At 64.8% G+C, this 11,161-nt stretch carries 11 protein-coding genes, 1 tRNA gene and 1 pseudogene; 7 read left to right on the top strand and 6 right to left on the bottom strand.

Translation table 11 applies throughout. The annotated features are described in order from the left end of the window. Positions 1-219: 219 nt before the first annotated feature. Positions 220-2,430 (bottom strand): hypothetical protein, encoded by a 2,211-nt coding sequence (locus tag H3O04_RS29605; protein WP_202589022.1) that lies wholly within the window; start codon positions 2,428-2,430, stop codon positions 220-222. A gap of 392 nt (positions 2,431-2,822) precedes the next feature. Here H3O04_RS29605 and H3O04_RS29600 point away from each other — a divergent pair, with 392 nt between their 5' ends. The 4 genes from H3O04_RS29600 (at position 2,823) to H3O04_RS29585 (ending at position 5,917) form a co-directional block, all read left to right on the top strand. Continuing rightward, complete coding sequence (locus tag H3O04_RS29600) at positions 2,823-3,536, top strand: class I SAM-dependent methyltransferase (RefSeq protein ID WP_012328371.1); 714 nt, start codon at positions 2,823-2,825, stop codon at positions 3,534-3,536. Between the two features lie 130 nt (positions 3,537-3,666). After that, positions 3,667-3,743, top strand: a tRNA-Pro gene (locus H3O04_RS29595). 140 nt (positions 3,744-3,883) lie between these two features. Beyond that, positions 3,884-5,092, top strand: coding sequence for an outer membrane protein assembly factor BamC (gene bamC, locus H3O04_RS29590; RefSeq protein WP_023477377.1), 1,209 nt, complete (start codon positions 3,884-3,886; stop codon positions 5,090-5,092). A 534-nt stretch (positions 5,093-5,626) separates the two neighbouring features. Beyond that, positions 5,627-5,917, top strand: coding sequence for a putative quinol monooxygenase (locus H3O04_RS29585; protein ID WP_006495355.1), 291 nt, complete (start codon positions 5,627-5,629; stop codon positions 5,915-5,917). Positions 5,918-5,964: 47 nt separating this feature from the next. On the opposite strand, the gene H3O04_RS29580 is transcribed toward H3O04_RS29585, so the two are convergent. The 3 genes from H3O04_RS29580 to H3O04_RS29570 form a co-directional block, all read right to left on the bottom strand. Further along, positions 5,965-6,222, bottom strand: a complete 258-nt coding sequence (locus H3O04_RS29580; RefSeq protein WP_006476176.1) for a hypothetical protein — start codon at positions 6,220-6,222, stop codon at positions 5,965-5,967. Between the two features lie 136 nt (positions 6,223-6,358). Continuing rightward, positions 6,359-6,634: a hypothetical protein gene (locus tag H3O04_RS29575; protein ID WP_006486101.1), complete on the bottom strand. Its 276-nt coding sequence runs from the start codon at positions 6,632-6,634 to the stop codon at positions 6,359-6,361. Positions 6,635-6,855: 221 nt separating this feature from the next. After that, complete coding sequence (locus H3O04_RS29570) at positions 6,856-7,572, bottom strand: YdcF family protein (protein WP_043888367.1); 717 nt, start codon at positions 7,570-7,572, stop codon at positions 6,856-6,858. Between the two features lie 160 nt (positions 7,573-7,732). Here H3O04_RS29570 and H3O04_RS29565 point away from each other — a divergent pair, with 160 nt between their 5' ends. Then, positions 7,733-8,050 carry a hypothetical protein gene (locus H3O04_RS29565; protein ID WP_011545254.1) on the top strand — a complete coding sequence of 106 codons (318 nt, stop codon included), beginning with the start codon at positions 7,733-7,735 and terminating at the stop codon, positions 8,048-8,050. Positions 8,051-8,247: 197 nt separating this feature from the next. Here H3O04_RS29565 and H3O04_RS29560 read toward each other — a convergent pair whose 3' ends face one another. Beyond that, complete coding sequence (locus tag H3O04_RS29560) at positions 8,248-8,499, bottom strand: hypothetical protein (RefSeq protein ID WP_023477379.1); 252 nt, start codon at positions 8,497-8,499, stop codon at positions 8,248-8,250. 201 nt (positions 8,500-8,700) lie between these two features. Continuing rightward, positions 8,701-9,096: pseudogene (locus tag H3O04_RS29555) on the bottom strand (transposase); the annotation flags it as partial. 430 nt (positions 9,097-9,526) lie between these two features. On the opposite strand from H3O04_RS29555, the gene H3O04_RS29550 reads away from it, so the two are divergent. Next, the gene (locus H3O04_RS29550) at positions 9,527-10,429 is read left to right on the top strand and encodes a LysR family transcriptional regulator (protein ID WP_012328377.1); all 903 of its coding nucleotides are present in this window, start codon (positions 9,527-9,529) and stop codon (positions 10,427-10,429) included. Positions 10,430-10,505: 76 nt separating this feature from the next. Beyond that, on the top strand, positions 10,506-11,161 hold a 656-nt coding region (locus tag H3O04_RS29545), incomplete at its 3' end, for an aminotransferase class I/II-fold pyridoxal phosphate-dependent enzyme (protein WP_202589021.1).

The raw sequence follows: 11,161 nt of genomic DNA, 5'->3' as shown, positions 1-11,161 counted from the left end.
CAGCACGGCAACCGTGCGTTTTGTACTCAGTCACGGGCTCCAACACCCAAGCGCGGGGCAAACTGCACGGTCTCGTCTGGCTACCACCAGACTTTACCGTACTGGTCAGTACTGAACATACAAGCGCACGGCGCGCAGGATGCATCGGAAAGCCCGGTTGGCGACCTGCCACCGGGCTTTTTTCATGCGGGTCGCGCATCAGGGGGCAGCGCGACGGAATCAGCGTGACGCGAGCGGATTCTTGCGCCCCATGTCGACGACCAGCGTGCCGTCCGGCAGCATCCGCACCGAGCCCTGCGCGACCTGGCTGCGATATCCGTACAGGTCGAACCGCATCGGGCCGGCCTCGGCCGAATTCCGGATCAGCGCGCGCACGTTCAGTTCGAGCACGTTGAACATCTTCATGTCGCCGCCTTCCATCCACATGTAGCTCGGTGCGTCGATCTGCGGCCGCTTCGGTGCGGGCGCGCCTGCCGCGCGCCGGAACGTGAGCCGCAATCCGTCGGGCTCGACCGTCGCCTGGGCGAGTTTGCCGTTCAGCACGGGCGGCGGGAACACGGTGTACTGGTCGAGCACGAGCGTGTCGCCGCGCAGTTCCGCGCCGCGCCGCTGCAACGGCGTCAGCGACGCGAGCTCGATACCGAGCGAGCGCAGCAGCGTCGCCTGCGGGATGCCGAGCACCGACACCTGCGACGGCTTGAAGGCGAGGTGCCGATCATCGAGCACCGTCAGCGAGCCCTTCATGTCGGTCGGCAACCAGACGCCCGGTACGTGATTCCACAGCTTGATGCCGCCCTGGACGCGCAGGTTCTGGCCGTCCGCGCTCAATTGCAGGTCGTTCAGCGAACGCGGCGAATAGTCGAGCAGGTAGTTGTTGAAGAGCGCCGACATCGCCTTCCACGACTCGACGACCGTGCCGCCGAGAATGCGGATGTCGTACTGGTTCGGATCGTCGAGATCGACGGGTTCGCCCGGGCGCTTCGACACGAGTTCCACGTCGAGATCCTCGACGTGAAAGCCGATATCGCCGGACAGGTTGAAGTCGACGTTGCGCAGATGGATCGTCGGGTTGCGGTTCGACACGTGCCGCTCGTTGAACGGCGTCGTCGACGTGCGCCGCATCGCGACCTTCTGCATGCCGGGTCGCGCGGCGTCTGCGGCGAGCGCGTACGCTTCCCAGTGCTGGCGCACGTCGCGCAGCGCATTCTGCTGCGCGGCGAGGAAGCTGTCGTTCAGGCGCGCGGCCGCGTTGCCGAGCAGTGCGCCGCTGGCCGGGCCTGCATACGAAGGCATCCGGATCGCCATCGCGCCGCTTTCGTCGAAGTTGAAGTAGCCGGCCGACACCTGGTCGCGATAGTGATACAGGTCGAACACGAACGTCTGGCCGCGCTTCGACGCGTCGAGCGGGCCGATCAGGATGTCCGCGTTCATCGGCATCGAGCGCATGAATTTCACGTCGCCACCGCGGATATACATCGCTTGCTGCGGTGCGTTCGCGGGCATCGCGAAGCCGGCACGCGAGCCGTCGTCGAGCTTCAGGTCGAGGCCCGCCGGCGTCACGCGCACGGCGGTGATCGTGAGTTTCAGGCGCGGCGGCGGCATCAGCTTGTCGACCGCCATCACGAGATCGTCGCCGGCGAGTTGCGCGATCGGGGTCTGCACCTTCAGCAGGTCGGCCATTTTCACGTTGGCCGCGCGCATCACCGGCTGTGCGTTGAGGCCCGACACGCGCACACCGGTCGGGTGGAACACGAGCTGGCTGCCGTCGCGGATCGCGAGCGTGCCGGTCAGCGAGAACGGTACCCAGCCGTCGCGCTGCATCTCGCCTTGCAGATGGATCACGCCGTCGCCGGCCGACACCGCGAGCTTGCGCAGCGGCGCGTTGCGATAGCCGAAGATGTAGGTGTTGAAGAGGGCGGTCAGCTTCGCGTTGTCGAGCGTGACCGTGCCTTCGTGCACGTCGATCTCGAAGCTCGTCGGATCGTCGAAGACGATCGGTGCGCCGGCCTGCGTCGGCACGAGCGTGGCCGACAGCTGATGAATGAAGAAGCCGAGGTTGTTGACGATGCGGAAATCGACGTCGCGCAGGAACGTCATCGCGCCGTTCTGGCCCGAGTCGCGCAGCGTGAACGGCCGCGGCTGCGTGAGGCTGATCGATGCGAGCGACGGCACGGTGCGCGCGATCTGCTGCTCGCGCGCGAGCCGCTCGGCCTTGGTGCGCTCGATCTTCGTCGATGCGATGGACGTGTTGCTGTCGCGCTGCGCGGCCGATTCGGCGCAGCCGGCGCAGAGCAGGGCGAGCGCCAGCGCGCCGCAGCCGAACATGCGGAATGTCGTATGCGATCTTGGGGCGACCGTGCGTCGCAGGCCGGAAAACCAGTCGAAAATTGCCAAAGGCGAGCGATGGCCGCGCCGGACCGTATTCCGCATCGTCTGTCTCCATGTCTTGTCTTGATCGACGGCGGCGCGCGCCACTGCACGGCGCGAGCGTCGATGCCGTGCAGTGTGTCATAGCGTGCTAGAGCGGCGTTACCAAACAACGGGCGCCCGGACGCGATGCGCCGGCGGACTGCCGGACAATGGATTCGCGGTCGACGAGCTGCTGAATCAAACGGTCGTTTGGTTTGTCCGGGCCGTCGCCAGGCGTGTTTCGAAGCGGCCCTGAAAATCCGCGGCCGGCCTTGGCCGGCGCGGGTTTCACCGGATGCCGAAGCGCCGCGGCCCCGGGCATCGACGGATACGATCGGCGGCAGCGGCGAGGTAAGATCGGCATCAGTGGCGGATTCGACATCACAACACGGCAGCCATCACGGGGAAGCACCATGGACCTGAAGGAAGTCGACGTACTCGGTGCGGGGGTGGGCGATCACTGGTACTACGCGTCGAAGGCGAGCGCGATTCGCCGGTTCCTCGGCGCATCGGGCGCGAACCGGATACTCGACGTCGGCGCGGGCTCCGGTTTTTTCTCGAAGCATCTGCTCGAGCGCACGCAGGCGACGGAAGCATGGTGCGTCGATACGAGCTACGCCGACGACAGCGACGGCGAGGCGGCCGGCAAGCCGATCCACTTTCGGCGCGCCGTCGATCGCTTCGATGCCGATCTCGTGTTGCTGATGGACGTGCTCGAACATGTCGACGACGACGTCGGACTGCTGACGCAGTACGTGAAGGGCGCGCCCTCGGGTAGCCGGTTCCTGATCACGGTTCCCGCGTTCCAGTTCCTGTGGAGCGGCCACGACGATTTCCTCGAGCACAAGCGCAGGTATACGCTCGGCGGCCTCGAGAACGTGGTCCGGCGTGCGGGGCTCGACGTCGAGCACGGCGCCTATTATTTCGGCCTCACGTTTCCGCTCGCGGCCGCATTGCGGCTCGGCGAGCGGGCGCGTTCGCATCCGCGCCAGCCCGAGTCGCAATTGCGCCGCCATCATCCGTTCGTCAACGGCTTGCTCAAGACGATCTGTCGTATCGAGCTGCCGATGTTCCGCTTCAACCGCGTCGCCGGCTTGACGGTCATCTGCGTCGCGCGCAAGCGATGACGGCGATGCGGGATCGGTGCCGCAGGTTGCCTGCATTGGCGTCGTCACGCAAAAAATTTCACGAGAACATTCACAAAATGCATGCGACCCGTTCTAAACCGGGAAACTGTCTGTTATAATTTTTTTCTTTCGGGGCGTAGCGCAGCCTGGTAGCGTACCTGCATGGGGTGCAGGTGGTCGGAGGTTCAAATCCTCTCGCCCCGACCAGACAAGAACCCGCGTCAGCTCAGGCTGGCGCGGGTTTTTTCATGGCCGTCGCTTTTTTGCACATCGCAGCGCGGCCCCGGTAAAATGCAAGGTTGATCCACGGAAAGCGCCGTGATTTAGCGGAAGAGGATTCCCCGAACATGACTGATCTTCGTCTTACCATGCGGTTCGCTGCAGTGCTCGCCACCGGCGCGCTCGTCGCCGGTTGCGGTACGTCGTCGCCCACGAAAGTGGACTACAAGAGCGATTCGAAATCGAAGGAAGCGTCGCTCGCAGTGCCGCCCAACATGCTCGACGAGACGGCCGATCAGCGTTCGCTGCCGCCCCAGGGCGGCGCGACTTCCCTGTCCGCGCTCCAGCAGGTCCAGCAGGCCGCGCCTGCGCTGGACACCGTCGCGCCGGCCGTGGCCGGCATGCATATCCAGCGCGACGGCACCGAAAGCTGGCTCGTGATCGACGGCAAGCAGCCCGCCGCGATCTGGCCGCAGGTTCGCCGTTTCTGGCAGGAGCAGGGCTTCCTGCTCGTCGTCGACCAGCGCGACAAGGGCGTGATGGAAACCGACTGGAACGAAACCCATCCGCAGATCAACGACGGCCTGATCCGCAGCGTGATCTCGAAGGCGATGGGCAATTCGTACGTGACGGCCGAGCGCAACAAGTACCGCACGCGTCTCGATTCGGCGCCGAACGGCGGCACCTACGTGTTCATCAGCCAGAAGGGCATGCGCGAGGCGATCACCGGTGCGAACAACGATTCGAGCAAGTGGGAACCGAAGCCGAACGATCCGGCGCTCGAGACGGAATACCTGAAGCGGTTGATGGCCGTGCTCGCGCAGAACGAGCAGCGCGCGAAGAACGGCGAGCCGCCGATCGCGAACATCAAGGACAACGCGGTACCGAAGGACAAGAAGGCCGATGGCGACGCGTCGTCGAAGGCTGCCGCGGCGATCGCTGCCCAGAACGTCTCGCGCACGTCGGCGCAAGGCAGCGACGCGGCTGAAGCGGCCGTGCCGTCCGAAGTCACGCTCGGCGAACCGTACGACCGGTCGTGGCTGCACGTCGGTCTCGCGCTCGATCGCGCGAACTTCACGGTTGACGATCGCGATCGCTCGAAGGGCCTGTACTTCGTGCGCTACGTCGATCCGAAGGATCTGAGCGCGGCCGAGCAGGGTTTCTGGAGCCAGCTGTTCCACGGCAAGAAGGAAAAGCAGGCGAAGCAGTATCGCGTCAACGTGAAGGCGCTCACGGCCGATCAGACGCGTGTCGCGGTCGTCGACGATGCGGGCGCGATCGACACGTCGTCGCCGGCTCGCCAGATCATGGGGTTGCTCGTGAATCAGCTCCGCTGATCCCGGCGGTTTCCGCCCCCTTGAAAAGCCCGCCATCCGGCGGGCTTTTTTCATGGCCGCTCGCCGACGTGTACGCCTGTTCGGTGGGGCCCGTCCCTTCTCGTGACGTTACGTAACATCCGAGCGTTACGACGACAGAACACGTGTCACATTGTCGCCGATCTAAAAAAATGTCCTTATAAATCAATGGAATGTTGAGCGCGTAATGCCTGGCACGCAACCTGCTTTATAGGTTGGAATCGTTAGAACAGGGAGGACGGTGTCAGAGGCCGGGAATGCGCCGCGAGCGCCTGAACAACGGCATCGACACCCTCACATGCCGACGCGCCAAGCGTCGGCGCAACAGATGACGATCCGCGCCAGCGTGCGGATCTCGATGGCCCCGTCGCCTATCCTCGTAGGGCGACGGTTTCGCCCGCGCTTCTCTGGAGCGCGGGCTATTTTTTTGGTGCCATCGCCCTGTCGTATCGGCATAGCCGATGCGTGGCGCGGGATTCGCGTATTCTCGGACTTTTTCGGATGAGGGAGGCGGGAATGGCGGAAATTGCAGTCGTGGCGCTGATCGTGGCGAAGCCGGGCGCGGAGGAAAAGCTGCGCGCGGTGCTCGAGGGAATCGTCGAGCCGACCCGCAACGAAGCGGGCGCATTACAGTACGACCTGCACCGGGATCTGAAGGAGCCCGCGCGGTTCGTATTCGTCGAGCGTTGGGAGAGCGAGGAGGCGCTGGCCGCCCATGCGCGTTCCGCGCATATTCTCGCTTATCGCGAAGCGGCCGCGGACTGGATCGAGCGTTCCGAAATCCGCGTGCTGTCGAAGCTCGTCTGAGTCCGAGCCGGGTAGGGCGACCGGACGTGTCCGGTCGCGGCGGCGCGTCAGTGCGATGCGCTGGGTACGTCGAGGATCAGGATGATCGTCCAGTCGGCATCGCCGTCATGGTGATACTGACGCTCGGCAACGATGAACGGTTGCTGCTTGCCTTGCGGGCCGAGGAACAGCACGTCGCCCTCCATCGGCAGGCATTCGATCGGCGGCAGCGCGAGAAACGCGTCGTCCGAGCCGCGGGGCATCAGTTGCTTGATCTGGCGAGTGGCGGCTTCGGTCCACTCGATGTCGAGTTGAATGTTGCTCATGCTGTCCTCCGCACCGGGGTGCGCACGGGTGGAAAATTTCGGTGCGCGACTTTAGCACAGCGCGCGGGCGCCGCAACCAAAAAAGCCGAACCCGGTTACCCGGATTCGGCTTTTTACTGGAGCGGTGCCGCCGAACTTACTGGCTGGCAGCGTCTGCAGCCTTCGCCTTCTTGCCGGCCTTCTTCGCTGCTGCCTTGTGATGCGCAGCCTTCTTGCCGTGGTGATGCTCTTCCTGCGCCGCCGGCTGAGCCGCTTCGGCCGCTTGCTGCTGTTGCAGCGCTTGTGCACGCTGCTCGATCTCGGCGATCTTGGCCGGATCGGTGATGGTCTGAATCTGCGTGCTCTCTTGCGCATACGCTGCGCCAGTCAGCGCCGACATCGCTACCAGGATAGCCAGGGACGTCTTCTTCATTGCTTTACCTCCGCTAAGTGGTGATGAACCCGAGTGTTGCCGTTTCGTCTGGCGACTGCAATCGAGTGCGTGTCGAGTGTAACAAAAGTGACGGATCAATGTGCACCGGATCGTCGCACGACGCAAGGCCCCGTTGAAGTCGCGCAACACTTCGCGCACTTCGTCACGCGTCTGCCATCCAGGGTGGTGCAGCGATTTTCGCGCAGGTTTGCGCGCCGTCGTCAAAACCAGCCGAGCCAACGATACACGTGGAATTGCGCGATCCCGACCAGCTCGTGCAGCGCCTGCTCGGCATTGGCCACATTGCGCCAGCGGGGCAGCCAGCCCGTTTGCGCGCGTCGGAGATTCGCATAAACGGGCTGCGGATCGATGCCGAAACGGCGGAAATCGAGCAACGCCCGGCGCATCTGGTACGACGACGTGACGAGAACGCGCGCATCGTCATACTGTGAGCGTAGTATAGATGCAGTGAATTTCGCGTTTTCGTAGGTTGTGCGGCTGTTCGGTTCGAGCACGAGGTCGGCCGGTGTCACGCCTTGAGCGACGAGTTGGCGCCCGTAGACGGCTGCCTCGGTGTCGCCGTGATGCTGCGGGTCGCCGCCCGACATCACCACGGTGCAGCGTTCGGCCTGCTGCCGGCACGTGTGATAGAGCGCCGCAACCTTGTGGATGCGCGCGACGCCGTCGGGCGGTGGCTGCACTCCGGTGTCGGTGCGGTGCGTGCCGGCGCCGATGAGGATCAGCGTGGTTCGCCCGTGCATGTCGGGATGCTCGACCGGCGTGACGCCGGCCTCGCTCCAGGCGATCAGCGGCGCTGCGAGCCAGCCCGTCGCCAGCAGCCAGAACAGCGCGGCGGCGACGATCGAAATGGTTCGACGCTGCTTGCGGCAGAGCATGAAACCGATGAAGAGAAGTACAAATGAATCGAACAGAATCAATTTGATTGGGGTATGGTGTCTTTTTATGGACGGCTGACGATACGGCCCTGACGCGACGCCGAACAACGTCGGCCTCCAGAATCGGTGGCGGTTTCGGCGGGCGGAGACCCCGCCCGGCGCGCCGCTTCGCATTGTCGCTGCACTTTAAGAAAGAATCGAGATGGCCACGTATTCCAACGAAGCGGTGCTCGACGCATTGAGACGAGTGCAGTACCGCCAGGTACCGTGGGCACGCCGCCCGGGCGTGTTCGAGTATCTCCGTTCGCTCGGGCTGATGGACACGGTCAGGCAGAAGACCGTTGCCCCCGCGCCGGGCTTCCATGCCCCGGTCGACATTGCCGTATTGACCGATAGCGGTCGAGCCGAATTCTCGCGCCTCGAGCGCGCCGAGAAATTACTTTCCTGGACTGATCGCCGCATGGACGACTACGCATTGAGCGAAGCGAGCGCCGTGGCGATTCTCGAAAGCCGCCTGTAGCGGTCGGTCTTCATCCCGTCCCGCGCATCGCCGCGCAGGCCGGCGATGCAAAAAAAAGCCCGTATCACAAGGATACGGGCGTACCGGATACTTTTGCTGCTGCCACGCTGTGCTCATGGCAACGATGTGACCCGCCGCGTGGGGCGCAGTTCCCGGATGCCGGCATTTTCTTTGGCGAAATCTCGAAATCGGCAGGACTACGGATGACGCGACATGCCCGGTGGCTGTGAGCCGATCCGTGCTCGCGCGTTGCTGGCGATGTCGCCGCGCAAGTCGCCGCGTGGCACGGTTTGCCGGCTGGACGGGTTGGCGGACGGCGGCTGGCGGAGGGTGTTGCGGTGATCCTGCTGGCGATGCGGCGGTTTCACCCGATCGTCGGCATGGACGGGAGCGGTCAGCGCCACGGAAACGACAATGCCGCATGCAACGAGCAGTGACATTGTTTTCATGGCGGGGCTCCCTTCAAGCCGTCAGTGCGGCCTGTTGATATGACGCTAAGGTAAGCGTGGGAGTGCAGGCTTGCTGTAAATATTAGTAAATAGATGTTTCGCGGCACGACAACGGTAATCGACGGCAAGGCATGCGTCGCAACGAAGTCGCGTCGCAAAAAGAAACCGGGCGGCCGAAGCCGCCCGATCGAGCATTCGTTACGCCATCTTGACGGGCGCGCGCCAGGATTCCGGATTGGTCCAGAACGCGCCGCGCAGCCGGTCGCGGCTCGGCGGTGCGGGCGGCTTCGCCGCGCTTGCGCCGATGCGTCCGCGCAGCGAGATCTGACGGCCGCTCGTGCCGAGTCGTTTCACGATTTCGGCGAGCGTACCGTCCGCCTGCCATTCGTCGAAGCGGCGGCGGCAGGTCGGCGGGGACGGATAGCGGCCCGGAAGTTTCGACCAGCCTTCACCCGTCGACAGCACCCACAGCACGGCGTTGACTACCGATCGGGCTTCCACGCGGGGGCGGCCACGCCGCTCACTCCGTGCGGGCTCCGAGCAAAACAGACCCTCGACCAGCGCCCATTCGTTATCTCTCAAATCGTCGAACAGCATCATGTCCTCACCTCAGCGAAGCTAACTCCGGTGCGCTGCCCTGCGCCGCGCACTCTTCAAGCACTCGATCGTCGAGTGCCGGGTGGGGGCGTCCGGTTGGCCGGCAGCGGCGTTTCTACTCTTCCGTCCGACGAAACCTGCACCCTGTGCGCAAGGTAATGCACGAAGCGTGCCATGTCAGAGGTAAATCCCTCGAGAGCCGCTTGGCAGCGAGCTAACGGCTAAGTCAGCTAGGGGCGTATAAGACGCCAAAATAACCCGTGAGCAAATCGGGACAATCACCAATCTTGTGCAATCCGCCCATGCCACGTGCGTTTGCGAACGTATTGCACCGCAGCGAAACATGTGCGACCGGTGCCGCATTCATTCATCGAAGTCGTTTCGCGCATTAAAATCGTGCATCGATATCGACGATTGATGAGGCCGGGACATGAACGTTACGCTGCGCCAACTCCGCGTATTCATCGAAGTCGCGCGGCTCAAGAGCTTCAGTCGGGCGGGTGACGAGATCGGGCTCACGCAGTCCGCGGTCAGCCGCTGCGTGCGCGAGCTCGAGGCCGAACTGGGGCTGAAGCTGATCGACCGCACGACGCGCGACGTGCAGCTGACCGACGTCGGTGCGAACCTGATCGCGAGCGTGTCGCGTCTGCTCGACGATCTCGACGACACGCTGCGCGAGATTCGCGAGATCGGCGAGCAGCGCCGCGGGCGCGTGATCGTCGCGGCAAGCCCGACGATCGCATGCAGGCTGATGCCGCGGGTGGTGGCGTCGTGCGAGCGTCAGTTCCCGTTCGTGACGCTCGGCCTGCGCGATGACGTGCAGAGCGACGTGTTGCGCAAGGTGAAGTCGAGCGAAGTCGACTTCGGCGTCGTGATCGGCCCGCTGACGGTCGCCGATCTCGTCTGCGAGCCGCTGATGACGGATTCGTTCTGCCTCGTCGCGCGCGCCGACCATCCGCTCGCGGCACGGGCCGAGGTGCCATGGACGGCGCTGGATGGCGAGCGCCTCGTGCTGCTCGATCATGCATCGGGCAGTCGGCCGCTGATCGATGCCGCGCTGGCCACGCATCGCGTCAACGCGACGGTCATGCAGGAGCTCGGGCATTCGGCGACCGTGTTCGGGCTGGTCGAGGCCGGCGTTGGCGTAAGCGTGCAGCCGTGGCTGTCGCTGCCGCTGCCTGCCGGCTCGACGCTGGTCGCGCGGCCGCTCACGCCGCGCACCGAGCGCACCGTCGAGCTGGTGCGCCGCCGCGACCGGTCGTTGTCGCCCGCCGCGCAGGCGATCTGGGAGCTCGTGCGGCAGATGCCGGCGAGGGCCGAGGATCTCGATTGACGCATATTGGCGTGCGTCCGGTCTGGCTTGCCGGCCGGTACACTACGCGGATCGTGTTCCTCGGCGGTGGTTTTCGATGACGCATTCCGCAGGTTTTTTCCCGGCGAACGATGAGCCGGCGGCGCGCACCGCGGTGCACGCGCTGCGGCCGTCGCTGATCCGCGAGGTCGCAAACGCCGGCTTCGGCGTGCCGGACATGCTGCCGTTCTGGTTCGGCGAATCCGATCGCGTGACGCCGGACTTCATCCGCGACGCCGCGGCGGCGGCGCTGCGCAATGGCGCGACCTTCTACACGCACAATCTCGGGACGGCGGCGCTGCGCGACGCGATCGCCGCCTATGTCAGCGCGCGTCACGGTGCGGCGGCGGCCGACACGGTCGCCGTAACGAGTTCGGGCGTGAGTGCGCTGATGCTGGCTGCGCAGATGCTGGTCGGGCCGGGCGAACGTGTCGTCGCGGTCACGCCGCTGTGGCCGAATCTCGTCGAGATTCCGAAGATCCTCGGCGCGCAGGTCGACTGCGTGCCGCTCGGCTACGGCGACGCGGGCTGGCAACTCGACGTCGGTCGGCTGCTGGCGGCGCTGACGCCCGATACGCGGATGCTGCTGATCAATTCGCCGAACAACCCGACCGGCTGGACGATGTCGCGCGACGATCAGCGGGCCGTGCTCGCCCATTGCCGTCGTCACGGCATCTGGCTGGTCGCCGACGAGGTGTACGAGCGGCTTGCGTT

It is taken from the genome of Burkholderia sp. KCJ3K979 (assembly GCF_016759955.1).
Taxonomy (GTDB): domain Bacteria; phylum Pseudomonadota; class Gammaproteobacteria; order Burkholderiales; family Burkholderiaceae; genus Burkholderia; species Burkholderia orbicola.
Note: the sequence above shows the minus strand (reverse complement) of the source record. Positions and strands in the feature narration are given on the sequence as shown.

Excerpts from the sequence above, each read along its gene's own strand:
- H3O04_RS29605 (WP_202589022.1), bottom strand. The coding sequence starts at position 2,430 with ATGCGGAATACGGTCCGGCGCGGCCATCGCTCGCCTTTGGCAATTTTC.
- H3O04_RS29600 (WP_012328371.1), top strand. The coding sequence starts at position 2,823 with ATGGACCTGAAGGAAGTCGACGTACTCGGTGCGGGGGTGGGCGATCAC.
- bamC (WP_023477377.1), top strand. The coding sequence starts at position 3,884 with ATGACTGATCTTCGTCTTACCATGCGGTTCGCTGCAGTGCTCGCCACC.
- H3O04_RS29585 (WP_006495355.1), top strand. The coding sequence starts at position 5,627 with ATGGCGGAAATTGCAGTCGTGGCGCTGATCGTGGCGAAGCCGGGCGCG.
- H3O04_RS29580 (WP_006476176.1), bottom strand. The coding sequence starts at position 6,222 with ATGAGCAACATTCAACTCGACATCGAGTGGACCGAAGCCGCCACTCGC.
- H3O04_RS29575 (WP_006486101.1), bottom strand. The coding sequence starts at position 6,634 with ATGAAGAAGACGTCCCTGGCTATCCTGGTAGCGATGTCGGCGCTGACT.
- H3O04_RS29565 (WP_011545254.1), top strand. The coding sequence starts at position 7,733 with ATGGCCACGTATTCCAACGAAGCGGTGCTCGACGCATTGAGACGAGTG.
- H3O04_RS29560 (WP_023477379.1), bottom strand. The coding sequence starts at position 8,499 with ATGAAAACAATGTCACTGCTCGTTGCATGCGGCATTGTCGTTTCCGTG.
- H3O04_RS29550 (WP_012328377.1), top strand. The coding sequence starts at position 9,527 with ATGAACGTTACGCTGCGCCAACTCCGCGTATTCATCGAAGTCGCGCGG.